This window comes from Pseudoalteromonas sp. MMG006 (genome assembly GCF_018101025.1).
Lineage (GTDB): Bacteria > Pseudomonadota > Gammaproteobacteria > Enterobacterales > Alteromonadaceae > Pseudoalteromonas.
This window is the reverse complement of the sequence record NZ_JAGJEJ010000023.1, coordinates 1-25,488: the sequence shown is the minus strand read 5'-3', so window position 1 is coordinate 25,488 and position 25,488 is coordinate 1. Positions and strand designations below refer to the sequence as shown.

Sequence of the window (25,488 nt, the reverse complement as noted above, 5' to 3'; positions counted from 1 at the left end):
GTTTGGGTATATTACTTATATAAAGGCGACTTAGGTCGCCTTTTTTATTGCTTGTTTTTTACCACAGCTATTCGCTACAAATAAATGCATAGGTTACAATACGGCCATAAAGTTACTCATTGTTGGCAAATTAATAGCATGATCAATCAAGATACAATTGCAGCACAAGCAACCGCTCCCGGGCGTGGTGGCGTAGGTATTATCAGGGTTTCTGGCAGTCTTGCCAAAAGCGTGGCTGAAAAAGTAATTGGTAAAATACCTAAAGTTCGATACGCCGATTATGTTCCGTTTAAAAGCCTAAGTGGCGAGCAACTTGATCAGGGTATTGCTATTTATTTTGCAGGCCCAAACTCATTTACCGGCGAAGATGTACTAGAGCTACAAGGTCATGGCGGCCCTGTTGTACTAGACATGCTATTAAAAGAAATTAGCAAAATTGAAGGCGTTCGCTTAGCTAAACCAGGTGAGTTTTCTGAGCGCGCATTTATGAACGATAAGCTTGATTTAACCCAAGCAGAAGCTATTAGCGATTTAATTAATGCAACCTCAGAACAGGCCGCTAAAAGTGCCTTACAATCGCTACAAGGTGAATTTTCTAAACATATTGAAACCCTAGTAGAAAAAGTAATTCACTTACGAATGTATGTAGAGGCTGCAATTGACTTCCCTGATGAAGAAATCGACTTTTTATCCGATGGCAAAGTATCGGGTGATTTAGATGCCATAATCAGTCAATTAAACACAGTAACTAGCCAAGCTAAGCAAGGCAGTATTATGCGAGAAGGTATGCGCGTAGTTATTGCTGGGCGCCCTAACGCGGGTAAATCAAGTTTGTTAAATGCCTTAGCAGGACGCGAAGCCGCCATAGTAACCGAAATAGCAGGCACTACTCGCGATGTACTACGAGAGCATATTCATATAGATGGCATGCCACTACATATTATTGATACCGCAGGCTTACGTGAGAGCCCAGACCGCGTAGAGCAAATAGGCATAGAGCGCGCATGGGATGAAATAAAGCAAGCTGACCGCGTGTTGTTTATGCTTGATGGTACCGACACAATCGACACCGACCCACACACTATTTGGCCTGAATTTATGGCTAAATTACCGCAAGGTATGGGTGTAACGGTTATAAGAAATAAAGCAGATCTGTCGGGCGATGTTGTAGGTATGGAGCAAGAACAGCAGTACCCTGTAATTAGCCTAAGCGCAAAAAATGCAGATGGCATTGAACTTGTACGAGAGCATTTAAAAGCCTGTATAGGCTTTCAAGGAGCTACAGAGGGCGGGTTTATGGCACGTCGTCGTCACTTAGATGCGCTTGAGCACGCGGCCTATCATTTAGACACAGGTAAAACTCAGTTAGAAATGCACATAGCTGGTGAAATATTGGCTGAAGAGCTTCGTTTAACGCAGCAATACTTAAATGAAATAACCGGCGAATTTACCTCAGACGACTTACTTGGAAAAATATTTAGCTCGTTTTGTATTGGTAAATAAGTCACTGATACAATCTAATTTAGGGCACTTAAGTGCCCTTTTTTATGCCTAAATATAAGTCATTAAATTAAAAAAATTGGGTTAAAAGAGCCAAAATAACTCATTCAATTACTACTATAAAAGCTATCAAAATGATGAATTTAGGAGCTAAAAAGAGTATTTAATAACTAGGTTCAACTGAATTGATACTAAATACTGTCGATCTAAATAACCTTATTAGCCATAACTAAAGTCGCTAAAGTGCTAAAATAGTAATCAAAAAGTGAGTTTAAATAGCTATCAAAATGCACTAAAAAAGTAATTCTCCTTTCATATTTTAATACGATCCGATTGCTTAAATATAAAATCACCACTGCGATTTTGAATAAAACTTAACTTTTAATCCCCCATCCACCAGCAATAAATCCTCTTAAACAGCTCAAAATGAAAAATCATACAAAAAGGTTATCCACAATAAGTAGTTTTATGGCAAACAATGATAAAAATTAGCTCACTAAAGAGTCAAAGCGACGACGATCTTTAAAAAAAGAGCTGTTTATAAAATTAATTTTAGCTTTTTAAAGCTGATCTCATTAAATAGATCGTTTTTGAAAATTAATTTTGATCGCGTTTTTAAGTTATCAACAAGATTACTATCCACACTGTGATCAACAGCTGTATATGAGTCACAAAATTCTGGCTGGTGGATCTACTTAATTTAAATATCAATAACTTACCAATTAAGTAAGCAGTGGACAAGTTAACTTAAACAGAGGTTCCCCCAACCTTATCAACAACTTGTTCATAAGATTACATTTGAAGTAAATATGTTAAACCATTTAAATTCAATAACTTAAAACACAACTAAAATAACAGTTTAAAAACTTAGCAAAAATAGTTATACAAAATACTCTCAAGCTCTTTACTGAAGCTCTAACTAAGCTATCATAGCGGGCAAATTGGTAATGTGTGATCAGTAAAAATATGAGTTTAGTAAATATAATCGTTGGTAGCCAAATGGGATCTGCAGAATATGTTGCAGAACAACTTTGTGATGAATTAAACAACCAAGGGATTAGCACTGAGATACACGATCAACCAAATTTATCTGATATTGATCAACACAATACAATATGGCTTATATGTACTTCTACTTATGGTGCAGGTGATTACCCTGAAAACCTTTTGCCCTTTATAGAACAGTTAAACCAGCAAAGTGATCTATCAGCTGTAAAATATTCAGTCATTGGTTTGGGTGACACAAGTTATGACACTTACAACTTAGCCGGGCGTAATATAAATAGTTTAATGGCCAGCAAAGGCGCGACCTGCATAGCCCCAAGGCTTGAATTAAATATTCTTGATGAAGCATTACCTGAAGATACAGCCCTAGAATGGCTTGATTCTTGGATAGAAAAAACACAATTAAAGTAACACGATCTAAATAAAGCAATAAAAAAGTTACCCACAATTTACTAATAATTTAGTTACTTTTGTGGATAACCGCTGATCAAACTGCGATTTAAAGCATGCTTATCCATTGGATAAGATCGACTTGATATACCCCTGTGTATAAAGTGCTATTTTGATCAGAGCTTATTTGCCTGAAGATCCGATCATGTTAACACCTTTAGATCCGATCTAATTCCATGTTTTAAATATAGAAATACACCTTATCAACAGAAATCCCGATCAGTAGTAGTAATAGTATTAAAAGATCTCTTTAAAAGATCCTTTATATTATAAGTGATCAGTGACTTAGATCTTGAGCACTGTTTAATCATTTATCTTCTGCTAAATTCTAGGTAGAATACGCTCCCTTTTGAAGTTTACTGGTTTGGTTTAAGTAGGATCCCATTAATGATTTTTCACGAAAAGTTTGACGTTATCGTAGTAGGCGGTGGACATGCTGGCACTGAAGCCGCATTGGCAGCTGCACGCATGGGGATGAATACCCTGCTGCTAACTCACAATATGGATACCCTTGGACAAATGTCTTGTAACCCTGCAATTGGTGGCATTGGCAAAGGTCATTTGGTTAAAGAAATTGACGCCCTTGGCGGTGCAATGGCGCAGGCGATTGACAAAGGCGGGATCCAGTTTCGTACGCTTAATTCTTCTAAAGGACCAGCTGTTCGTGCAACGCGTGCACAAGCTGATCGCGCATTATACAAAGCGGCTATCCAAGAGACTTTACAAAACCAAGAAAACTTAAAAATATTTCAGCAATCATGTGATGATCTAATCGTTGAAGATAATCGCGTTGTTGGTGTTGTCACCCAAATGGGTTTACGTTTTAGTGCACCCAGTGTTGTTTTAACTGTAGGTACATTTTTAGGTGGTCAAATACATATTGGCTTAGAAAACTTTAAAGGCGGACGCGCAGGCGATCCACCTTCAATTGCATTAGCTAATAGACTACGTGAACTACCATTTAGAGTGGATCGATTAAAAACCGGTACACCTCCACGTATTGATGCCCGTACAGTTGATTTTAGTAAAATGGAAGAACAGCCTGGCGACACGCCTACCCCTGTATTTTCATTTATGGGCAAACAAAGTGATCACCCACAACAGATACCGTGCTACATCACTTACACTAACGAAAAAACACATGATGTTATTCGTAAAAACTTACATCGTTCACCTATGTACTCAGGTGTTATTGAAGGTATTGGCCCTCGCTACTGTCCTTCAATTGAAGATAAAATAGTTCGTTTTGCCGATAAAGATAAACACCAGATATTCGTAGAGCCTGAAGGTTTAACTTCTAACGAGTTATACCCTAATGGTATTTCAACAAGCTTACCGTTTGATGTGCAACTAGAAATAGTGCGATCAATTGGCGGATTTGAAAATGCGCATATTTGTCGTCCTGGTTATGCTATTGAGTATGACTTTTTCGACCCTCGCGATTTAAAACAGTCATTAGAAACCAAATTTATTGACGGGTTATTTTTCGCAGGTCAAATAAATGGTACTACTGGTTACGAAGAAGCAGGTGCACAAGGTTTAATTGCCGGTATGAATGCTGCGTTGCAAGTTCAAGGCAAAGATGCATGGACACCACGTAGAGATGAAGCTTATGTTGGCGTATTAATTGATGACTTAGCAACGCTTGGTACAAAAGAACCGTACCGTATGTTTACTAGCCGTGCTGAATACCGTTTATTATTGCGTGAAGACAATGCAGATATTCGCTTAACAGAAAAAGGTCGTGAGTTAGGGCTAGTTAATGATGAACGTTGGCAGGCATTTAACGAAAAAATGGAAGTGATCGAAAAAGAGAAACAACGTATGAAAGATACGTGGATCCATAAAGATCACCCTGTTGTTGATCAAGTAAATGCTTTACTAAAAACACCATTAACGCGTGAAGCGAGTTTAGAAGATCTTCTTCGTCGTCCTGAGATTCGTTATAACGATCTTGTTGCCATTGATGGACTAGGATCGGAGCACACAAATAAAGCCGCACTTGAACAGGTTGAAATTCATACTAAGTACGCTGGTTACATTGCGCGTCAGCAAGATGAGATCAATAAGCAGCTTCGTCATGAGCAAACAATCTTACCAAAAGAGTTCGACTATAAAACAGTATCTGGCTTATCAAACGAAGTAGTTGCTAAGCTAACTGATGCTCGTCCGGATACTATTGGTCAAGCTTCGCGTATTTCTGGTATCACCCCAGCGGCGATTTCGCTATTATTAGTGTATCTGAAGAAGCAAGGCTTGTTACGCAAAACTGCGTAACGGTAAAGGTACACTGTGTTACAGCAACAATTAACTACATTGTTAGCGCAAACTGATATTGCGCTAACAGAAAAACAACAGCAGCAGCTAGTTCAATATGTTGAGTTATTAAACAAATGGAACAAAGCTTATAATTTAACCTCTGTACGCTTACCTGAAGAAATGATGGTTAAGCATATTATGGATAGCTTAGTTGTTGCTCCTCATTTACCCGGTCATCATTATATTGATGTTGGTACGGGCCCTGGTTTACCAGGTATCGTTTTAGCTATTGCATTGCCTGGTACACAATTTGTATTACTCGATAGCCTAGGTAAGCGCGTTCGCTTTTTAATGCATGTTAAACATGAGCTTGGTCTTGATAACGTAACCCCTGTTCAGTCAAGAGTTGAAGAATATCAGCCAAGTGTTAAATTAGATGGCGTACTCAGTCGTGCATTTGCTTCATTACAAGATATGGTTGACTGGTGTTCGCACTTAATTGATCATTCAGGTAAATTTATAGCACTTAAAGGTGTATTCCCTAGTGAAGAGCTAGAGTCGTTACCTAAAGGTGTTAAGTTTGAGCAAAAAATTGCATTGGAAGTTCCAAAGTTAGATGCACAACGACATTTAATTATTCTTTCTAAAGACTAGGGATCAGAGACACTGTGGCAAAAGTCATCGCATTAGCAAATCAAAAAGGTGGAGTGGGTAAAACTACAACCGCCGTTAATCTCGCTGCATCTATGGCTGCAACGAAACGTAAAGTGCTGTTAATTGATCTCGACCCGCAAGGCAATGCGACAATGGGAAGTGGCGTAGATAAGTACGGCGACGTACCTACTATCTACGATTTACTCATAGAAGATAAGCCCATTGAAGAGGTAATAATTAAAGAAACCTCTGGCGAATACCATATGATTGCTGCAAATGGAGATGTAACCGCTGCAGAAGTTAAATTAATGGAATTATTTGCACGCGAAGTTCGCCTTCGTAATGCACTTGAAAAAATTCAGGACCAGTACGAATTTATTTTTATCGACTGCCCGCCCTCTTTAAATATGTTAACCGTTAACGCTATGGCCGCTGCTGATTCTATTTTAGTGCCAATGCAGTGTGAGTATTATGCTTTAGAAGGTTTAACTGCATTAATGGACACCATTACGCAACTTGCCAAGTTGGTCAACCCTAACTTAAAAATAGAAGGCATACTTCGTACTATGTACGATCCGCGTAATCGTTTAGCTAATGACGTATCAGAACAATTAAAACAACATTTTGGTGATAAAGTATACCGCACTGTAATTCCACGTAACGTTCGATTAGCAGAAGCGCCAAGTTTTGGTGCACCAGCTATGTACTATGACCGAGCATCAAGTGGCGCTAAAGCATATTTAGCACTTGCGGGTGAAATGTTACGCAGAAAAGAAAAAACAGCGTCCGTTGTCGCCTAACTTTGAGGTAAAAAAATAACATGTCTGCTAAAAAACGAGGTTTAGGCCGAGGACTCGATGCACTTTTAAGTTCGTCAAAACCTGCACCAAGCGTAAGCAAGGATCAAGACACTACACCTGTTACTGAAACTGTACAAAAAGCAGTAGAAGTTAATGACAGCGAACTACAAAAATTGCCTATCGAGTTTTTACACTCGGGTAAATATCAACCACGTAAAGACATGTCTGAAGAGGCGCTTGAAGAATTAGCCAGCTCTATTCGCTCACAAGGCATTATTCAGCCAATTGTTGTGCGCCCAGTTGCACAAAATAGTTATGAAATAATTGCTGGTGAGCGTCGTTGGCGAGCGGCGCAAATTGCAAAGCTTGAAAGTGTACCTTGTATTATCAAAGATGTGCCAGATGAAGCGGCTGTTGCTATTGCGCTTATTGAAAACATTCAGCGCGAAGATTTAAACGCAATGGAAGAAGCAGTTGCACTAAACCGCCTACTTAATGAATTTGAACTAACACATCAGCAGGTAGCTGATGCTGTTGGTAAATCGCGTACAACCGTAACTAATTTACTACGTTTAAATAATTTAAATAGCGATGTAAAAATTCTGTTAGAACATGGCGACATTGAAATGGGGCACGCACGTTGTTTATTAGCCCTAGAAGGTGAATCACAATCAGATGTCGCGCGTTTAGCTGTTGCAAAAGCACTCACGGTTCGTGAAACTGAAAAACTGGTACGTTCTATTTTAGAGCCGGCACCAGCAAAAGAAGTGGTAGCGAAAGACCCTGACGTGAAGCAGTTAGAACAACAGCTTGCTGAAAACCTAGGTGCCAAAGTTGAAATAAATTACAACAAAAAAGGCAAAGGCAAGTTGGTCATTTCTTACACTAATTTAGATGAGCTCGACGGTATTTTAAACCGCATCAACCACGACAATACCCAGCATTAGTTTTCTACATGTCCAATAAGAGACATTTGTAGCTATTTTGTGTTACAAAGCGTCTACTCAAGTTGCAAAACTGGCAGGATTAAGTATAATTTCGCCAGTTTTCACACCCTAACAATTAGAACGCCATAAAGGTTAACTAAACGTGACTAATAAGTTAGCAAGACCTTACAGGCTTGCCGCATTTAAATTAATTTGTCTACAGGGTATCGTGGCTTTAGTAGCTGCAGTTATTATTTTTATTGGTTGGGGAGCAAGTGCCAGTTTATCAGCGTTAGCTGGAAGCGCCGTTGCAATACTCCCTCACCTAGTATTTGCGCTTTATGCATTCAGATTTATGGGTGCAAGCCAAGCAAATCAAGCGTATACCTCGTTAAAACGCGGTAACGGATTAAAATTTATGCTAACAATCGTATTGTTCGCACTGATACTCAAGTCAACCACGGTAATATTAATGCCGTTTTTTTGTGTTTATGTATTTGTGTTGTTTACAGGATTGTTCGCACCCGTTTTTTTTAAACATTAACTTTTGGGATATAACATGGCTGCAGAAGAAGTTACTATATCAAGCCATATCCAGCATCACTTAACAAACGCTAAGATGTGTATGACCGACTCTGGTCTTGCCTTCAATAAAGCGTGTGCAGACAGTGGTTTCTGGACATGGAATATAGATACCCTCGCATGGTCAATCGGACTAGGTCTATTATTTTTATGGACTTTCCGTAGTGCCGCAAAAAAAGCACACATAGGTGTGCCTGGTAAATTTCAATGTTTTATTGAAATGATTGTTGAGTTCGTTGGCGACAACGTACGTGACACTTACCACGGTAAAAGCAAATTAATTGCTCCATTAGCCTTAACAATCTTTGTTTGGGTGTTCTTAATGAACCTAATGGATTTAATCCCTGTTGACTTCTTGCCTGCACTTGCTGGTCTTGTTGGTGAACAAGCCTTTGGCATGGATTCACACGACGTATACATGAAAATTGTACCAACCACAGACATAAACTTAACAGCAGCTTTAGCTATGGGTGTGTTTATTCTGATGATTGGCTACTCTATTAAAATTAAAGGGGTTGGCGGCTTTATTAAAGAGCTTACACTTCACCCATTTAGCTCTAATAGCAAAGTAGCTATGATTTTCTTAATTCCTTGTAATTTATTACTAGAAACAATCGCTTTAGTGTCTAAGCCTTTCTCGTTAGCACTGCGTTTATTCGGTAACTTATACGCTGGTGAATTGATTTTCATACTTATCGGCGCAGTTGGTTTAATGCAACTTCCGTTGCACTTTGTTTGGGCTGTATTCCATATATTAGTAATCGTGTTACAAGCATTCGTATTTATGATGCTAACCATTGTTTACCTAAGCATGGCAAGTTCAGATAATCACTAATTTATACACTTTTTATATTTAACTTTAACAATTGAAACTTTGGAGAAAAAAATGGAACTAATGATCGGTCTTAAGTACATCGCAGTTGCTTTACTTATCGGCTTCGGTGCAATCGGTACTGCAATCGGCTTCGGTAACATGGGTGGTAAATTCCTAGAAGCATGTGCGCGTCAGCCTGAGCTTGCACCTTCATTACAAGTTAAGATGTTCATCCTAGCTGGTCTAATCGATGCGGTAGCAATGATCGGTGTTGGTATCGCAATGGTAATCCTGTTCGTACTTTAATTTAATTTTTTGAACAGCTTACTATTTTAAGGAGGAGCGGTCGTGAATATAACAGCCACTCTTATCGGTGAATTAATTGCGTTTACGGTGTTTGTACTATTTTGTATGAAATATGTATGGCCACCACTTAATGATGCAATTGAAGCTCGCCAGAAGAAAATTGAAGATGGTTTAGCTGCCTCTGATAGAGCCGAAAAAGACTTAGAACTTGCGCAACAAAAAGCTGCAGAACAGCTTAAAGATGCAAAAGCTCAAGCGGCAGATATCATTGAACAAGCTAAAAAGCGTGCCGTGCTAATTGTTGACGAAGAAACTGTTCGTGGACAAGAAGAACGTGAAAAAATTATTGCTCAAGGGCACTCTGAAATTGAATCAGAGCGTAACCGTGTGACAGAAGAGCTACGTAAGCAAGTAGCAACACTGGCTGTGGTTGGCGCAGAGAGAATTTTAGAGCGTGAAATCAATCAAGCCGCACATAGTGACATCGTTGAAAAACTTGTCGCTGAGCTGTAATTAGGAGGGTATGAGCATGTCTGAATTGACTACTATCGCTCGCCCATACGCTAAAGCGGCTTTTGAGCTTGCCGTTGAAAAAGGCACAATTGAAAGCTGGAATGACATGTTGTTCTTTGCAGGCGAAGTTGCCAGCAATGAGCAAGCATCAGCCATTTTAGCTGGATTGCCTACTGCTACTGCACAAGCTGAGTTATTTATTAACATATGTGCAGAGCAGCTCAACGAACAAGGTCAGAACCTAGTGAAGGTGATGGCTGAAAATGGACGTTTGATTGCACTGCCTGAGGTTGCTCAGTTATTCGCTGCTTTTAAAGCAGAGTATGACAAAGAAATCGATGTAGATGTGATTTCGGCAACCCCTCTTGCTGCACAGCAGCAAGAGTCATTGGTAGCGACACTTGAAAAACGTTTCGCACGCAAAGTTAAGCTGAATTGTAGTGAAGACGCTGCAGTAGTTGGCGGCCTTATTATTAAGGCGGGTGACACTGTAATCGACGGCTCAGTACGCGGTAAATTAAACCGCTTAGCCACAACACTACAATCGTAATTGGGAAAAAGAGCATGCAACTTAATTCCACTGAAATTTCAGATCTGATCAAACAACGTATTGAGCAGTTCGAAGTTGTAAGTGAAGCTCGTAACGAAGGTACAATTGTATCTGTTACTGACGGTATCATCCGCATCCACGGTCTTGCTGACTGTATGCAAGGTGAAATGATTGAGCTTCCAGGCAACCGTTATGCTATCGCACTAAACCTTGAGCGCGACTCAATTGGTGCAGTAGTAATGGGTCCTTACGCTGACCTTACTGAAGGCGTAAAAGTATACACAACTGGTCGTATCTTAGAAGTTCCTGTTGGTGCTGGTTTACTTGGTCGTGTTGTAAACACACTAGGTGCTCCTATCGACGGTAAAGGCGCTTTAGATAACGACGGTTTTGAACCTGTAGAAAAAATTGCACCAGGTGTAATCGAGCGTCAATCTGTAGATGAGCCAGTACAAACTGGTTACAAATCTATTGATGCTATGATCCCAGTTGGTCGTGGTCAGCGTGAGCTTGTAATCGGTGACCGCCAAACAGGTAAAACTGCACTAGCAATCGATGCAATCATCAACCAAAAGAACACAGGCGTTAAGTGTGTGTACGTAGCGGTTGGCCAAAAAGCATCTACTATTGCTAACGTAGTACGTAAATTAGAAGAGCACGGTGCACTTGCAAATACTATCGTAGTTGTAGCATCTGCTTCTGAATCTGCGGCACTTCAGTACTTAGCACCGTTCTCGGGCTGTACTATGGGTGAATACTTCCGTGACCGTGGTGAAAACGCATTAATCGTATATGATGATTTATCTAAGCAAGCAGTTGCTTACCGTCAAATCTCATTACTACTTAAGCGTCCACCAGGTCGTGAAGCATACCCAGGTGACGTATTCTACCTTCACTCTCGTCTTTTAGAGCGTGCATCGCGTGTAAACGCTGATTACGTTGAAAAGTTCACTAACGGTGAAGTGAAAGGACAAACTGGTTCATTGACGGCATTGCCAATCATTGAAACTCAAGGCGGCGACGTTTCTGCGTTCGTACCGACAAACGTTATCTCTATCACTGATGGTCAGATCTTCTTAGAAACTGACTTATTCAACTCAGGTATCCGTCCGGCAGTAAATGCTGGTATCTCGGTATCGCGTGTTGGTGGTGCTGCACAAACTAAAATCGTTAAGAAACTAGGTGGCGGTATCCGTCTAGCCCTAGCTCAGTACCGTGAATTAGCTGCGTTCTCGCAGTTCGCGTCTGACCTTGATGATGCTACTCGTGCTCAACTTGAGCATGGTGAGCGTGTAACAGAGCTAATGAAGCAGAAACAGTACGCACCAATGTCTGTTGCTGATATGTCTTTGTCGTTATTTGCAGCTGAGAAAGGCTATCTTAAAGATATCGAAATTCCTAAAATTATGGATTTCGAAGCAGCTTTACTTTCTTACGCAAGTAGCACATACGCAGAGCTTGTGGCTCAAATCAATGAAACTGGTAACTACAACGCCGAGATCGAAGCGAAACTTAAACAACTTCTAGAGAAGTTCAAGTCTACGCAAACTTGGTAATTTAGTTATTAATGGTGCGCTTTAGTTTACTAAAGCACACCTTGATTCGGAGAGAGAGTCATGGCCAGCGGAAAAGAGATTAAAAGCAAGATCGGGAGTATTAAAAATACTCAAAAGATCACTAGCGCAATGGAAATGGTTGCTGCGTCTAAAATGAAAAAGGCGCAAGAACGAGTGGCTTCAAGCCGTCCATACGCTGACAAATTACGCAAAGTGATTGGTCGTGTTGCTCAAGCAAATCTTGATTTTACTCACCCGTTCTTAGAAGAACGTGAAGTAAAGCGAGTTGGTTATATTGTTATCTCTACTGACCGTGGTCTATGTGGCGGCTTAAACTCAAACGAGTTTAAAAAAGTTGCATTAGATATTAAAGCATGGAAAGAAAAAGGTGTAGACGCAGAGTTTGCAACTTTAGGCAGCAAAGCTGCTGGTTTCTTTCAACGCTTTGGTGGTCAAGTGCTTGCTAAAAAAGCAGGCCTAGGAGATAAACCTTCAGTACAAGACGTTATTGGTCCTGTAAAAATAATGCTTGATGCATTCTCTGAAGGTAAAATTGACCGTTTATTCCTGGTATATAACAATTTCGTTAATACCATGAAGCAAGAGCCAACAATAGATCAGTTACTCCCTTTGCCAAAAGCTGAAGAAGAAGTATCTGCCCACACATGGGACTACTTATACGAACCAAACCCAGAGGCTATTTTAGAGTCTTTGTTAGTACGTTTCGTAGAGTCTCAGGTATACCAAGGTGTGGTTGAGAACGCTGCCTCTGAACAGGCTGCCCGTATGGTTGCAATGAAAGCTGCAACAGATAATGCCGGCGACCTTATGGATGAGTTACAGCTTGTTTATAACAAGGCCCGCCAAGCGGCAATCACACAAGAAATTAGTGAGATTGTTTCTGGTTCAGCCGCAGTTTAATGCTTCAGGCAAAGATTAACGAGAGGAATAGACATGAGTTTAGGTAAGGTCGTCCAAATTATCGGTGCCGTTGTGGATATTGAGTTTTCTCAAGACAACGTGCCAGCCGTATATGACGCGCTAAAAGTAACAGATGGCGATTTAGCTGGTTTGACTCTAGAAGTTCAACAGCAGCTAGGTGGCGGTGTGGTACGTACTATCGCACTAGGTACTACAGACGGTTTACGTCGTGGTGCTTCAGTATCAAACACAGGTGAAGCGATTCAAGTTCCAGTTGGTAAAGCAACGCTTGGTCGTATCATGAACGTACTTGGTGAGCCAATCGATGAAGCTGGCCCAATCGGCGAAGAAGACCGTATGTCTATTCACCGTGCAGCGCCTTCATACGAAGAGCAATCAAGTTCAGTTGAGCTTTTAGAAACTGGTATCAAGGTAATCGACCTTGTATGTCCATTTGCTAAAGGTGGTAAAGTTGGTTTATTCGGTGGTGCCGGTGTAGGTAAAACCGTAAACATGATGGAACTTATCCGTAACATCGCAATCGAGCACAGCGGCTACTCAGTATTCGCAGGTGTTGGTGAGCGTACTCGTGAGGGTAACGATTTCTACCATGAGATGAACGATTCAAACGTACTTGATAAAGTATCGCTTGTATACGGTCAGATGAACGAGCCTCCAGGTAACCGTTTACGCGTAGCGTTAACAGGTCTTACTATGGCTGAAAAGTTCCGTGACGAAGGTCGCGATGTACTTTTCTTCGTAGATAACATCTACCGTTACACACTTGCTGGTACAGAAGTATCTGCACTACTTGGTCGTATGCCATCAGCGGTAGGTTACCAACCTACACTAGCTGAAGAAATGGGTGTGCTTCAAGAGCGTATCGCTTCAACTAAGACAGGTTCAATTACATCAATCCAAGCGGTATACGTACCTGCGGATGATTTAACGGATCCATCTCCAGCAACTACCTTTGCTCACTTAGATGCAACAGTAGTACTTTCACGTGATATCGCATCACTTGGTATTTACCCAGCGGTAGATCCACTTGATTCATCTTCACGTCAACTTGACCCATTAGTAATTGGTCAAGAGCACTACGATACAGCACGTGGCGTTCAAACAGTTCTTCAGCGTTACAAAGAGCTTAAAGACATCATTGCAATCTTAGGTATGGACGAGCTTTCTGATGAAGATAAGCAACTTGTATCTCGTGCACGTAAAATCCAACGTTTCCTATCTCAGCCATTCTTCGTGGCAGAGGTGTTTACAGGCGCGTCTGGTAAATACGTATCACTAAAAGATACAATTGCTGGCTTTAAAGGCATCTTAAGCGGTGAATTTGATGACCTTCCAGAGCAAGCGTTCTACATGGTTGGCTCTATCGAAGAAGCTCAAGAAAAAGCTAAAAGCATGTAATTAGGAGGGTAGTATGGCAGCTATGACTGTACATCTTGACGTAGTAAGCGCAGAGCAGAGCTTGTTCTCTGGTCTAGTTGAATCGATTCAAGTATCTGGTAGTGAAGGTGAGCTTGGTGTAAATGCCGGTCACGCCCCACTACTAACTGCCCTTAAACCTGGTATGGTACGTTTAGTTAAGCAATTTGGCGAAGAAGAACTCATCTACATTGCTGGCGGTACACTAGAAGTTCAACCGAACATAGTAACCGTACTTGCTGATACAGCTGTTCGTGGTGAAGACCTTGACGAGCAAGCTGCAGAGCAAGCTAAACGTGACGCAGAAAGCCAAATGGCTAATGCGTCAGCTGCTGAATTTGATTATCAAAAAGCAGCTATGCAACTAGCGGAAGCTATTGCACAACTTCGCGTAATCCAACAATTACGTAAGTAAGCCTATCCGGTTTTTAAAAGCCCACTTTATGTGGGCTTTTTTGTGTCCGCTGGATGACATTACTTTACATAGCTGTTAATCTCTTGTTAATGTTCTTGAATTTAAAACACTTTTATTCCCAAACTGTGATATGGATGTTGGATTATAATAACTATGAAAGAAGCAAATTTTCCCCGAAGTGTCAAAGAAGTTAAGTTTGGGGCATGGTCTTTAAATCCTAAGCTGCAAACAATTTTTGACGGCGAAGTAGAAAGAGAGTTAGAGCCGCTTCTTTTTAAAATACTTTCTTATCTGATTATTAATAAAGATGAGATAATTACCCGCCAAGACTTAATTGATGACGTATGGTGTCAGCATTATGTTGATGACAACGCAATTAACCGAGCAATGTCAGAACTTAGAAAAGTTCTAAAATCTGAAATACAACGTGGTTTAGTAGTAAAAACACACTACCGAAAGGGTTATAGCTTTTTTTTAGAGCCGGAGGTTATTTATTATGAAGAAAAAAATTCAGAAATAACTTCAAATCAGACTGTACAAGGAACGACGAAAAAAAAGACATCGCTTTTAATTTTCGTGATAGCTGTCGTTATTATAGGTTTTGGTGTTTATATTTATTCTAGTTCAACTAGTAAAATTAAAGTTGAAGAATTTAATATAGTAGATAAAAATTTCAATGAAGAAACTCTTTCATGGATGGAAGGTATATATAGCGAGTTTATTTTATCGCCAGATAATCAACATGCTGCAATCGCATTTACTCAAGCTGGAAGTCAATACTCTTCTTTATTAATTAAAACTCTAGACTCAGGTAAAGAAAAAAAAATCACTAGTACAGACAACAATCTTTATCCTGTTGGTTGGAATAGCTCTGCTGCTAAGTTAATTTACAAATCTGAAAATAAAAACAATTGTAAGTTCTGGGAGGTAGATGTAAATCTTAGTCGTGAGAGTAAATATTTATTTGATTGCCAGATGCGATATGCGTTAGGAACTATCATAGATGATAGTGCATTTATTTATTCAAAATATGGCTACCGCAAAAGAAGTGAGCTCTCAGCTATTGTCAATAGAAATTTAAAATCCGGGGATGAATTTCAAATAACATCACCAAGTTTAAACTCTTTTGGTGATAAATTTTTGTATTATATAAAAAGTAAAAATCTCATTATATTTGGAAGACTAAAGAGTAATAATTCTACTGACCTTTTTATGACAGACTTAGAAGGTAGAAATCAGGTTAAATTATTAGCGCATAAAGGTAGAATATGGAGTGTTAATTATGATATTTCTAAAGACTCCATTCTTTGGTATGGCTATAAGGAAAATATTATATATGAATATTCCTTATCGTCAAAAAGATTTATAAAGAAGATTCATGTTAAAGGCGCTAGTTCATACTCAATGACATCGCCAATTTCAAATTCAGAAGTGATTGCACTGACTTACCCCTACTACAATAATGTCTATTATTTAGATTTTACAAGTGAAGATAAAACTCAACTATCTAACTCAGGAAGATATAATATATCTTCAAGTTATATAGGTGAAAGTGTAACTTATCTAAAAAGGAATAATTCTTCTAATAAACAAAATTCTGTTGAAGAAGTAAGTTTTAGTGGTGAGCTTATTCGTTCTAAGCCTCTAAGTTCTGATTATAAAAAGGTTAAAAGAAACAGTAATGTTAATGATGAAATGTTAGGGGTAAAAAATTCACAAGTTCATATTTTGAATTACAGTAGCTTTTCTATTGAAAAAATCATAGAAATCAAAGGTGAACTCCATTATGTAGACTATTTGGATGAGTCTAATATAGGTTACATACTTAATGATGAAATTGAAAATAAGAAATTATCGTATATATATAGTAGAAATTTATCTAAAAGTATTTTATTGCCGATTAGTGATGCAGTTTGGTTTAATCAATTGTCATCAACTAAGTTCGTTTTTTTATCTAATGTTGATAAGCTGTATTTGTTCGATACGTCTAATGGCATTAAAGAATTAGTTGATGATGTTGGGAAAATTTTTTATAAGCAATCATTAAGTCTTATTAATAATAGCCTTTATTACTCGAATGGAGTTAATGTGAAAAGGTATAACTTTGAGGATTTGGGTAATATCACCAAAGAGGTCATTTATGAGGTAGATAATTCAAAAACTTTAATATCTAGAATTGAGGCCACTGAAGCAGGGTTGTTAATGGATATGTTAGATATTGAAAAAAATGAACTTGTGAAGCTTGTGAAAAATTAACTGTTTTTATACTCATAGCTGCCCGTTTATTAAAGCCCATGTTTATAGTCAGTCAAAGACTCAAATCAATCATCATGTGTTATGGGTTTATTTTTAAATAACGGCTACTAAAGTTAAGTAATATGGGGATACTAAAGGTGTAGGTTTTTTAGTTTAAGGTATACTAAACGAGCTGAAGTGGTGCAAAGCGGCTTCAGATAAGGGCGTGGGTGTTCTAAAAGCCAAAGTAAACGACCTTAAAACTCCTCCAACTACCATACCTGAATAAAATAGAGCTCAGATTAACAAGAAGCTTGGTCGAAAGGTGCTTTAAAGCGAACTTAATAGGTCTCCTAGCTATAAAAAAGCTTAGCTTCGAGGTCGGTCATATTCGCTATCGAGTTCTAAAAAATTACTAATACTGATCTTCTCTCCTAAATCTAGGACACCTAGCTTGCCAATTTATACATTCTTCATACTCTTTTGAGGGTTGATTTCTGTAGTGGCATAGTTAATTTGGCCACCCATTAAAAAAAGAAATGTTATGCTATTTGTATACTAATTTGGGTGAAAAATGACGAGATTAAAACGCGCAACGTACTCTGCGGCAATCAAATTAGAAACAGCTCAGCTTGTAGTCGATCAAGGTTACACACAAAAAGGTGCAGCCAAGGCTATGGGTGTTGGTAAATCAACTGTAAGTAGGTTATCAATTAAAGCAAGAAGGGAATGGCCAATCCCCATTAGCTTCACCAATGACGCCTGAACAAATTGAAATCTGCGAATGTAAAAAGCAAATTCAACGTATTGAATTAGAAAAGGATATATTAAAAAAGGCTACCGCTCTCTTGATGTCTGAGCCCCTGAACAATTATCGTTAATTGAGGAATTAAATCAACAAGAGCGTTACCCAATAAGCGTGTTGTGTAGCGTATTCAATGTGAATCGCAGCAGCTATAAATATTGGGCCATACGGGATACAATGCCGGCACCAGAGCAAGTAAGGTTAGAAGCGAAAGTTAAAGCTAAAGCTATACATGCAATGAGTGGCGGTTCGGCTGGAGCACGGACAATCGCAGCAATTGCAACGAATAGGTTTTAAATTAAGCCGTTATCGCGCCGTTAAGCTGATGGTTAAACTAAAACTAGAGAGCTGCCAAGTACCACACCATCAATATAAATGCGATGGTAATGAGCATCTTGAAGTCCCAAATTTGCTGGATAGGCAGTTTGACGTAGTTGAGCCAGATACCTAATGGTACAGTGATGAGATGTACATTTGGACAGGCAATCGCTGGGCTTATTTAGCAGTCGTTGTTGATTTATTTGCACGCGAAGTCGTTGCTTGGGCAATGTCATTGTCGCCAGATACTAACTTAACGCTAAAAGCGCTTGAACTCGCGTATGGAAGCAGAGGAAAGCCGACAGGACTGATGTTTCACTCAGACCAAGGAAGCCACTATACAAGTTCAAAGTACCGCCAACGTTATGGCGCTATAAAATTACACAAAGCATGAGTCGGCGTGGAAATTGTTGGGATAATGCGACAATGGAACGATTTTTTAGAAGCTTTAAAACGGAGTGGATGCCAAAGATTGGATATGAAAACTTTAAAGCAGCTAAATATAGTGTGAGTCATTATATCAACGGATATTATAACAATGTTAGATCACATCATTATAATGCAGGTTTAGCACCAAATGAATCTGAGATTAGGTACAGGGATTCTAAAACTGTGGCCAAAATTAGTTGACCACTAAAAAATATGTCTAGTGAAAGCTGGGAAGTCTAATCAATACGTTCAGTCGAAGGTCATACAGAGATTTTAATTATGTTTCGAGGGGATTATCGAAACTAGTGTGGATGAAGAATAATATCTCAAGTTAATTGTCTAAATTACTTTCTATGCAATAGTAATTCGTTTAATTCAATCATTATTTAAATATCCTCACAGTGTAACAAAAATAAAATTCAATTATAACAATACTTTATGTTTGATTGTTATTTTATAAAATAAGGATTGATAATTACTAATACTCTTTAAAACTCTTTAATATTTAGTTAATCCAGTAACTCAACATTTAGAGAATTATATGAACATTAAAATAAAGAAGAAAAAGCTAAAAGAATTAAATAAGACACATCCCGTACAGTTAGAACGAGATCAATTGGCTCATATTAATGGTGGAGATAGTCATCATGGGACTTCTTCGTGGATACCTGGTACCACACCGCCAGGTACTAGACCATCAGAGATCAATCAATAAGACACCATTATGAGTATTTTTTTACCGTTCATAGCACTATCTCTAAATGGTGTTTTGAATATTAATACACCGGTAGTTGAGAATTATATTTACTCTACAGAAGTTGGAGAGGTTGTACGCTCTTCAGATACACAAGATAAAATTGTAAATCAAGGTGACTTTTTATTGTCATATTCTGCCGAAAGTACAGGGAAGTTAGTAAATATTAGCTCCACTTTAAATGGTGAAATTACTTACCGCTCTAAACTTAAAAAGGGAAGTAAATTTGCACAAGGTGAGCTTTTGTTTAAGGTTAAGGGTGATGAGGTATACGGTATATTACAGTTAGAAGATAACTATCTTTTTGATTTGCTTCCTGTTGGAGGCACCTTGCTTTGTGCGGAAGCATATTCTTTTCCTTTAGAGATTATTAAGGTAAATAAAAAGGTAATTTTAGTATCAATAAAAGTTCACAATACAGACTCACTAAAAAATATCAGTAATGGCACTCAAGAGTTTCAAATTTGTGAAGAGTAAGCTTTAATTTTATAGGCAGCGGCGTGATTTAACCAGAGGTGCTTTTTATATTTTAGAGTTAGTAGTAAGATCTCAAAAAGCTCAAGGTATGGCGGTACTTTGAGCTACCAACTACATACGCGAGAAATGCAATAAGGATGAGCTGAGTATAGCTTTTTACTAACTTAGGCTTGCTCTGACAGATACTCGCTTCTTACTATGGCATAGTCTAATTATTCATATGAACGATATTATTGTTCGCTAAATAGAGCTATGCGAATGCTGTTTTATCGTGGGTAAATGTGCCTAACTCTTTTAGGTTACCAACATAAAAGGTATCTTGTGAACTAAGGTAATCAGTGGGAGCTGTTTCAATTGATCATTTTTCTTTTCAAGGGCAGTAACTTGCTCGCCTGTAAGAATAACTGCTTCCTGCGCTACTTTAGCGTCTTTTAGAGCTTTAGTCTGCCTGATTAGGGGCACTCCACTAGCGGAAAAAATACGCCTAGTTTACGCAGCTCGTTACTCGATCTGACTTGGCCTTGAACTGGGTATTCAACAGCAGAATCAGTGACTGCTTTGTCACTCTCTATATCCTCACGGTTCTTTAGGTTTTGTACTCTGGACTTCCCAGAATTTGCTAGACACCCAATAAGTTACATTGTAACTCCTAATTAGAGGTGTTTTATGAGCAAAGGCAAACGGTATACCCAAGAATTTAAAATAGAAGCAGTTAAACAAATAACTGAACGAGGTTATTCAGTTGCTGAAGTATCAGAACGATTAGATATTTGTACCAAAACGTTATATCACTGACGGAGCCAGTTATCAGATAAACCTAAAGCCGTTCAATCATCCGATGAAAAATTGAAGATCGCTAAATTAGAAGCGCAATTGAAACGTTTCACGGAGGAACGGGATATTTTAAAAAAGGCCGCAAGGTACTTTGCCAGCAACTCCGAGTAAAGTACGGCCTCATTCGTTATCATCAAAATGAGTTTTCTATAACGACGATGTGCCGCCTTTTTAAGCTGCATCGTAGTGGTTTATATGTGGCCACAGTGATGGATTTATTCTCTCGGCGTATTGTGGGTTGGTCGATGGACAAAAATATGGATAAGCACCTTGTTATAAACACATTGTTGATGGCGGTATATCAACGTCAACCGAAGGCTGAGGTAATGGTGCATAGTGATCAAGGTAGCCAATACGGTAGCGCAGACTACCTCGCATTTATGAAAGAACATAACCTTGTGCCTTCGATGAGCCGCGCTGGGAACTATAATGATAATGCGGTGGCTGAAAGTTTTTTTGCGACAATTAAAAAGCGAATAATTAAGCGTAAGATATACTCGACACGTGAAGATACGAAAGCTGAGATATTCAATTTTATAGAAATGTTTTACAATCCAAAAAAGCGCCATTCACATACAGGCAGGTGTTTCACCTGCTAAGTTTGAAGAAGCGTACTATTCTGAACTAAAAACTGTCTAGTGAAAGCTGGAAAGTCTTTACAGTTTGTCTGATTTTTTATCAAATGATAAAAGCTATTTCTTAAATCATCAATTGATGAATAGCTCCCTTCAAAGTTAGTGAGTTATAAAGTCGCAGAAAAAGATATGTTCTTACCTAAATATTAATTACCTTTTCAAATTAATGCACTGCTTTTACTTTATATAAATAGTTATTAAAAGGACTATTTATATTAGCAAAGCAAATCTAGTCACTATTACTAACTTATTTATAAATAACTTTTCAACTTAAGTAACTGAAAAATAATATCTTTATTAATTATCCTTACATTTGCTCAATGAATAATTATCTGTGAATATAAATTCCATCGAATCAGAAGGGCCAATAAAAACCCTCTTTTAAAAGTTAAATAATTTGGAGTTTACTATGACGCTTAATGAATATTTTAGTAGTTACTATGCATTAATCTGCGATGGTCATTTGGATTCTCTCGGACAGTATTACAGTGTGGAATCTCCATTATTTTTAGCAAGAAAGCGGCAGTTTGAAAAGTTGAGACAGCAATTTGACTTTAAGTTCCTATTACAAAATATTTCTGTAATTGCAAAACAAGATGATCTACTTGTTGTAATAGATCGCTTGAATTTTCAGGCCGAGATAGGAGGTAAAAGTGTCGAAAAAATATCTGTAAATCTTCACTCTTTAGTAAAAGAACTTGGTGAATGGAAAATTCACAGCAGCACGCAGCTACCAGAATTTTTGGTGAGATAATGCCTGAATTATTCCGAAAAGAAGCCATTGACCATCAAGGGCAAAAGCTTGATGGAGAAGTAACAATAGCAACTCATATGTCTTTTACATGGATACTGGGTTTAATTTTAGGAATTGTTGTCGTTGGCTTTACATATCTTACATTAGGTGAATACCACCGAAAAGAAGTTGTTTCAGGCTATTTACGGCCAACGACAGGGCTATCTAAAGTCTACCCTTTAACAACCGGTGTTATTGACGAAATTTTTGTTGAAGAGGGGGAAAATGTCTTTAAAGGGCAGTTGTTAGCACGGATACGCATAGAAAGGTTACTGGCTTCAGGTAACGACATTAATGATGTGATTGTGAGTGAGTTAACTAAGCAAAAGCAGTTTTTAAATGAAAATCTACAAAATCAAAAATTATTAGCTGAAGTGAGTGTTGAAAAATTAGAATCTCAAATAGCGAGCACGACTTTCCAAGTGGAGCAGGCCCAAAAACAGCTAGCATTATTAGATAAACGAGTTGTTTTGAGTAAAAAAAGAGTTACTGATACCGAATCGCTTATAGAAAGACAATTTGCTTCTAACGCTGATTTGGAGACGGTAAAAGATAATTACTTTGCAATTCAACAACAAGCCGAAGATCTAGAAGCGCGTTTGCTTACGCAAAAAGAGTTGCTGAGTCAGTATCGTTTTGAATTAATACAAATGCCGATGAATCAACAAGAGGTTGAATCACAGCTACGTTCTCAATTAGCGAATATAAATCAGCAGATTAGCCAAGCTGAATCACAAGGTAGTTATGATGTTAGAAGTCAGCGTAGTGGCCGCATTAGTAACTTATTAGTTAAGCCAGGGATGATGGCACAATCAAATTATCCATTAATGGCAGTGTTACCAGAAGATACAAAATTAGAGGCCGTTCTTTTTGTACCAACTAGAGCTTATGGATTTGTACAAAAAGGGCAAGGTACACGCATTCGTTATCAGGCATTTCCATACCAACGCTTTGGTATTTATGACGGGGTGATAAAAAGTGTATCTAAATCAATACTTTTACCAAGCGAGACGGCTTTACCTGTTTCACTTCAAGAGCCAATGTATCAAGTAGTAGTAGAGTTAACCAATCAAAATGCAAAAGCTTATGGAGCTTCTGTTCCTCTACAAGCAGGCATGTTACTCGAAGCAGACATTATGGTAGATAGTCGTTCACTCTTTGAGTGGTTATTTGAGCCAATATATAGCATTAAGGGAGCAGTATGATGGAAAACCCGATGCATTTATTAAAATTTAGCGGAACAAAACGTCTTCCGGTAATTTTACAAACAGAAGCTGCGGAGTGTGGGTTAGCAAGTATAGCAATGGTTGCCGCTTATTATGGTTACAAAACAGACTTAACAAGCTTACGCCAAGAGCACGAAATTTCTTTAAAAGGTGCAAATCTTGAAGAGTTAATGCAAATTGCAGACAAGTTAAAGCTGAGTTCTCGTGCTTTAAGATTAGATTTAGAGCATTTATTGCAGCTCAAAACTCCCTGCATTTTACACTGGGATATGAATCATTTTGTAGTACTTAAAAAGATAACTAAAAAGTCAATTGAGATACACGATCCGGGTTTAGGTGAACGAAAATACACAATGGAAGAGTTTTCTAAACACTTCACGGGTGTTGCATTAGAGTTGAGCCCAACAGAAGAGTTTAAGTCAGAAGATTCACGTGTAAATTTAAAGTTATCTGATTTCTGGAGCAAGGTATCAGGCTTAAAGTCAACGCTAGGTAAAGTGTTTGTTTTATCACTATTACTGCAAGCATTTGCAATAGCGAGTCCTTATTACATGCAGCTAGTAGTTGATGAGGTTATTTTAAGCTATGACCAAAACTTACTCACTATTTTAGCTATTGGCTTTGGACTGTTGATGGCAATAGAGATGGTAACCGGTGCAGTTAGGAGTATTTTATTGCTGCACTTCGGTAACTTGATGAGTATACAGCTAGGTGCAAATTTATTTCATCACTTGATCCGATTACCACTACAGTATTTTGAAAAGCGACATATTGGTGATGTTGTCTCTCGGTTCGGTTCACTGCAACAAGTAAAGGAGCTATTAACTAAAGGCGTAATAGAGGCGGTTATAGATGGTGTTATGGCTATTGCGACACTCATTATGATCTTTTTATATAGCCCAAAGCTGAGCGTTATTGTGTTAATTGCAATAGCTATTTATGCAGTTTTCAGAATTGCAATGTATCGCCCATTACGTCAAATGTCAGAAGAGGTCATTGTTAACCAAGCTAAAGAGCAATCTAACTTTATGGAAACTGTGAGGGGGATTCAAACTATAAAATTGTTTGGCCGAGAGGTGCAAAGACAAAGTGTGTGGCATAACAAATATGCAGATAGCTTGAACTCAGGCATACGAGTAGGTCATTTAAACATAGGCTACGAAGCGTTTAATAAAGTTATTTTTGGCCTTGAAAATGTTTTAGTTATTTATTTTGCAGCCATGCTTGTTATGGAAGGTGATTTAACGGTCGGTATGTTGTTTGCCTTTATGGCTTATAAGCTTCAGTTTGTAGATAAAATATCAAGCTTAATTGAGAAAATAATCGAATTTAAGATGCTCAGTCTTCATTTTAACCGCTTAGCCGATATTTCTCTAACAGAGAAAGAGCAAAATATTCAAGGCAGAATGAGTGGTAAAGAAATTAGCGGCAATATTGAGCTGAAAAACATTAGTTATAGGTACAGTAAAAAAGAAGCACCAATATTTAATAAGTTAAATTTATCAATTAAAGCAGGGGAGTCTGTAGCTATTACAGGTCCTTCTGGTTGCGGAAAAACCACATTAGCAAAGCTGATGCTTGGGTTGTTTGAGCCAGATGAAGGCAGAGTTGAGGTGGATGGTATTGATATAAGACAATTTGGACTTGGGCAATATCGAACACAAATAGCTGCAGTAATGCAGGACGACCAACTTTTATCAGGCTCAATAGCGGACAACATATCATTTTTTGACCCAGAGTTAAATATGCAGCAGGTTCAATGGGCAGCAGAAATCGCTGCAATTGATAAAGATATTTTACAAATGACAATGGGCTACAACACACTTGTTGGTGATATGGGAGCTGCATTATCGGGCGGACAAATACAGCGCTTGTTATTAGCTAGAGCTTTGTACAGAAAACCTAAAATACTATTTATGGATGAAGCAACTAGTAACCTAGATACTAAATTAGAATTTTCAGTAAATGAAGCCGTAAAAACTCTAGATGTAACACGTATCATTATTGCTCATAGGCCTGAAACTATAGCTAGTGCTGACATAGTGATTGAGTTGTCTTTAGGTAAGGCTATTTTGGGAGGGAAACCTTCGCAAAGTGCTAGAAGATATAAGCATGGTATACCCAGTTTAACTGAAGTAACTAAAATAAATACAGTTAAATTTAGTGGTGATAATTTCATTTTGGATTAATCGTTTAATAAAACGGTGATTGATTTATGCAGCATCACCATTCCATGTTTTTTGGTGAAAAATAATAACTAACTAGGAGAAATACAATGACTCACAACGAAATGA

General features: G+C 38.4%; 21 protein-coding genes and 3 pseudogenes. 23 read left to right on the top strand and 1 reads right to left on the bottom strand.

The window, feature by feature from the left end; translation table 11 throughout:
• Positions 1 to 138: 138 nt before the first annotated feature.
• The 19 genes and pseudogenes from mnmE to J8L73_RS16820 all read left to right on the top strand — a co-directional run bounded on the left by mnmE (position 139) and on the right by J8L73_RS16820 (position 19,706).
• Positions 139 to 1,503: a tRNA uridine-5-carboxymethylaminomethyl(34) synthesis GTPase MnmE gene (gene mnmE, locus J8L73_RS16910; protein WP_211018839.1), complete on the top strand. Its 1,365-nt coding sequence runs from the start codon at positions 139 to 141 to the stop codon at positions 1,501 to 1,503.
• 963 nt (positions 1,504 to 2,466) lie between these two features.
• Positions 2,467 to 2,916 carry an FMN-binding protein MioC gene (gene mioC / locus J8L73_RS16905; RefSeq protein WP_211001614.1) on the top strand — a complete coding sequence of 150 codons (450 nt, stop codon included), beginning with the start codon at positions 2,467 to 2,469 and terminating at the stop codon, positions 2,914 to 2,916.
• A 426-nt stretch (positions 2,917 to 3,342) separates the two neighbouring features.
• Positions 3,343 to 5,232 carry a tRNA uridine-5-carboxymethylaminomethyl(34) synthesis enzyme MnmG gene (gene mnmG / locus J8L73_RS16900; RefSeq protein WP_211018837.1) on the top strand — a complete coding sequence of 630 codons (1,890 nt, stop codon included), beginning with the start codon at positions 3,343 to 3,345 and terminating at the stop codon, positions 5,230 to 5,232.
• Positions 5,233 to 5,247: 15 nt separating this feature from the next.
• A complete protein-coding gene (gene rsmG / locus J8L73_RS16895) occupies positions 5,248 to 5,868 on the top strand; it encodes a 16S rRNA (guanine(527)-N(7))-methyltransferase RsmG (protein WP_211018827.1) in 621 nt (206 codons plus the stop codon).
• A gap of 14 nt (positions 5,869 to 5,882) precedes the next feature.
• Positions 5,883 to 6,668: a ParA family protein gene (locus tag J8L73_RS16890; RefSeq protein ID WP_058548196.1), complete on the top strand. Its 786-nt coding sequence runs from the start codon at positions 5,883 to 5,885 to the stop codon at positions 6,666 to 6,668.
• Between the two features lie 20 nt (positions 6,669 to 6,688).
• A complete protein-coding gene (locus J8L73_RS16885; RefSeq protein WP_211018825.1) occupies positions 6,689 to 7,615 on the top strand; it encodes a ParB/RepB/Spo0J family partition protein in 927 nt (308 codons plus the stop codon).
• Positions 7,616 to 7,757: 142 nt separating this feature from the next.
• Positions 7,758 to 8,138, top strand: coding sequence for an ATP synthase subunit I (locus tag J8L73_RS16880; protein WP_211018824.1), 381 nt, complete (start codon positions 7,758 to 7,760; stop codon positions 8,136 to 8,138).
• A gap of 15 nt (positions 8,139 to 8,153) precedes the next feature.
• Positions 8,154 to 9,011 carry a F0F1 ATP synthase subunit A gene (gene atpB / locus J8L73_RS16875; RefSeq protein WP_211018822.1) on the top strand — a complete coding sequence of 286 codons (858 nt, stop codon included), beginning with the start codon at positions 8,154 to 8,156 and terminating at the stop codon, positions 9,009 to 9,011.
• 51 nt (positions 9,012 to 9,062) lie between these two features.
• A complete protein-coding gene (atpE, locus tag J8L73_RS16870; protein WP_138683981.1) occupies positions 9,063 to 9,296 on the top strand; it encodes a F0F1 ATP synthase subunit C in 234 nt (77 codons plus the stop codon).
• Between the two features lie 42 nt (positions 9,297 to 9,338).
• Positions 9,339 to 9,809, top strand: a complete 471-nt coding sequence (gene atpF / locus J8L73_RS16865; protein ID WP_058548200.1) for a F0F1 ATP synthase subunit B — start codon at positions 9,339 to 9,341, stop codon at positions 9,807 to 9,809.
• Between the two features lie 16 nt (positions 9,810 to 9,825).
• A complete protein-coding gene (atpH, locus tag J8L73_RS16860; RefSeq protein WP_211001619.1) occupies positions 9,826 to 10,359 on the top strand; it encodes a F0F1 ATP synthase subunit delta in 534 nt (177 codons plus the stop codon).
• A gap of 14 nt (positions 10,360 to 10,373) precedes the next feature.
• The gene (gene atpA, locus J8L73_RS16855; RefSeq protein WP_211018820.1) at positions 10,374 to 11,915 is read left to right on the top strand and encodes a F0F1 ATP synthase subunit alpha; all 1,542 of its coding nucleotides are present in this window, start codon (positions 10,374 to 10,376) and stop codon (positions 11,913 to 11,915) included.
• A 60-nt stretch (positions 11,916 to 11,975) separates the two neighbouring features.
• Positions 11,976 to 12,836 (top strand): F0F1 ATP synthase subunit gamma, encoded by an 861-nt coding sequence (atpG, locus tag J8L73_RS16850; RefSeq protein WP_211001621.1) that lies wholly within the window; start codon positions 11,976 to 11,978, stop codon positions 12,834 to 12,836.
• A gap of 33 nt (positions 12,837 to 12,869) precedes the next feature.
• The gene (gene atpD, locus J8L73_RS16845; RefSeq protein WP_058548204.1) at positions 12,870 to 14,255 is read left to right on the top strand and encodes a F0F1 ATP synthase subunit beta; all 1,386 of its coding nucleotides are present in this window, start codon (positions 12,870 to 12,872) and stop codon (positions 14,253 to 14,255) included.
• Positions 14,256 to 14,268: 13 nt separating this feature from the next.
• Positions 14,269 to 14,688, top strand: a complete 420-nt coding sequence (locus J8L73_RS16840; protein ID WP_138541934.1) for a F0F1 ATP synthase subunit epsilon — start codon at positions 14,269 to 14,271, stop codon at positions 14,686 to 14,688.
• A gap of 153 nt (positions 14,689 to 14,841) precedes the next feature.
• Positions 14,842 to 16,944, top strand: a complete 2,103-nt coding sequence (locus J8L73_RS16835) for a winged helix-turn-helix domain-containing protein (RefSeq protein WP_211018818.1) — start codon at positions 14,842 to 14,844, stop codon at positions 16,942 to 16,944.
• A 553-nt stretch (positions 16,945 to 17,497) separates the two neighbouring features.
• Positions 17,498 to 18,676 (top strand): annotated as a pseudogene (locus J8L73_RS16830) (IS3 family transposase).
• Positions 18,677 to 19,016: 340 nt separating this feature from the next.
• Positions 19,017 to 19,190 carry a hypothetical protein gene (locus J8L73_RS16825; RefSeq protein ID WP_211018817.1) on the top strand — a complete coding sequence of 58 codons (174 nt, stop codon included), beginning with the start codon at positions 19,017 to 19,019 and terminating at the stop codon, positions 19,188 to 19,190.
• Positions 19,191 to 19,199: 9 nt separating this feature from the next.
• Complete coding sequence (locus J8L73_RS16820) at positions 19,200 to 19,706, top strand: hypothetical protein (RefSeq protein ID WP_211018815.1); 507 nt, start codon at positions 19,200 to 19,202, stop codon at positions 19,704 to 19,706.
• A 283-nt stretch (positions 19,707 to 19,989) separates the two neighbouring features.
• On the opposite strand, the pseudogene J8L73_RS19425 reads toward J8L73_RS16820, so the two are convergent.
• Positions 19,990 to 20,314: pseudogene (locus tag J8L73_RS19425) on the bottom strand (IS481 family transposase); the annotation flags it as partial.
• Positions 20,315 to 20,372: 58 nt separating this feature from the next.
• On the opposite strand from J8L73_RS19425, the pseudogene J8L73_RS16815 reads away from it, so the two are divergent.
• The 4 genes and pseudogenes from J8L73_RS16815 (at position 20,373) to J8L73_RS16800 (ending at position 25,383) form a co-directional block, all read left to right on the top strand.
• A pseudogene (locus tag J8L73_RS16815) lies at positions 20,373 to 21,179 on the top strand (IS3 family transposase).
• A 405-nt stretch (positions 21,180 to 21,584) separates the two neighbouring features.
• Positions 21,585 to 21,929: a hypothetical protein gene (locus J8L73_RS16810; protein ID WP_211018813.1), complete on the top strand. Its 345-nt coding sequence runs from the start codon at positions 21,585 to 21,587 to the stop codon at positions 21,927 to 21,929.
• Positions 21,881 to 23,173, top strand: coding sequence for an HlyD family efflux transporter periplasmic adaptor subunit (locus tag J8L73_RS16805; protein ID WP_247659693.1), 1,293 nt, complete (start codon positions 21,881 to 21,883; stop codon positions 23,171 to 23,173). The genes J8L73_RS16810 and J8L73_RS16805 overlap by 49 nt, the downstream gene beginning before the upstream one ends.
• Positions 23,173 to 25,383 carry a peptidase domain-containing ABC transporter gene (locus J8L73_RS16800; protein WP_247659694.1) on the top strand — a complete coding sequence of 737 codons (2,211 nt, stop codon included), beginning with the start codon at positions 23,173 to 23,175 and terminating at the stop codon, positions 25,381 to 25,383. Before J8L73_RS16805 ends, J8L73_RS16800 begins: the two co-directional genes overlap by 1 nt.
• Positions 25,384 to 25,488 lie beyond the last annotated feature (105 nt).

What these genes read in the sequence shown, in the direction of transcription:
- atpE (WP_138683981.1), top strand. Translation starts at nt 9,063, where the DNA reads ATGGAACTAATGATCGGTCTTAAGTACATCGCAGTTGCTTTACTTATC.
- mnmG (WP_211018837.1), top strand. Translation starts at nt 3,343, where the DNA reads ATGATTTTTCACGAAAAGTTTGACGTTATCGTAGTAGGCGGTGGACAT.
- atpG (WP_211001621.1), top strand. Translation starts at nt 11,976, where the DNA reads ATGGCCAGCGGAAAAGAGATTAAAAGCAAGATCGGGAGTATTAAAAAT.
- J8L73_RS16835 (WP_211018818.1), top strand. Translation starts at nt 14,842, where the DNA reads ATGAAAGAAGCAAATTTTCCCCGAAGTGTCAAAGAAGTTAAGTTTGGG.
- J8L73_RS16800 (WP_247659694.1), top strand. Translation starts at nt 23,173, where the DNA reads ATGGAAAACCCGATGCATTTATTAAAATTTAGCGGAACAAAACGTCTT.
- mnmE (WP_211018839.1), top strand. Translation starts at nt 139, where the DNA reads ATGATCAATCAAGATACAATTGCAGCACAAGCAACCGCTCCCGGGCGT.
- J8L73_RS16885 (WP_211018825.1), top strand. Translation starts at nt 6,689, where the DNA reads ATGTCTGCTAAAAAACGAGGTTTAGGCCGAGGACTCGATGCACTTTTA.
- mioC (WP_211001614.1), top strand. Translation starts at nt 2,467, where the DNA reads ATGAGTTTAGTAAATATAATCGTTGGTAGCCAAATGGGATCTGCAGAA.
- atpB (WP_211018822.1), top strand. Translation starts at nt 8,154, where the DNA reads ATGGCTGCAGAAGAAGTTACTATATCAAGCCATATCCAGCATCACTTA.
- J8L73_RS16810 (WP_211018813.1), top strand. Translation starts at nt 21,585, where the DNA reads ATGACGCTTAATGAATATTTTAGTAGTTACTATGCATTAATCTGCGAT.
- J8L73_RS16840 (WP_138541934.1), top strand. Translation starts at nt 14,269, where the DNA reads ATGGCAGCTATGACTGTACATCTTGACGTAGTAAGCGCAGAGCAGAGC.
- atpA (WP_211018820.1), top strand. Translation starts at nt 10,374, where the DNA reads ATGCAACTTAATTCCACTGAAATTTCAGATCTGATCAAACAACGTATT.
- atpD (WP_058548204.1), top strand. Translation starts at nt 12,870, where the DNA reads ATGAGTTTAGGTAAGGTCGTCCAAATTATCGGTGCCGTTGTGGATATT.
- J8L73_RS16820 (WP_211018815.1), top strand. Translation starts at nt 19,200, where the DNA reads ATGAGTATTTTTTTACCGTTCATAGCACTATCTCTAAATGGTGTTTTG.
- J8L73_RS16825 (WP_211018817.1), top strand. Translation starts at nt 19,017, where the DNA reads ATGAACATTAAAATAAAGAAGAAAAAGCTAAAAGAATTAAATAAGACA.
- atpH (WP_211001619.1), top strand. Translation starts at nt 9,826, where the DNA reads ATGTCTGAATTGACTACTATCGCTCGCCCATACGCTAAAGCGGCTTTT.
- J8L73_RS16805 (WP_247659693.1), top strand. Translation starts at nt 21,881, where the DNA reads ATGGAAAATTCACAGCAGCACGCAGCTACCAGAATTTTTGGTGAGATA.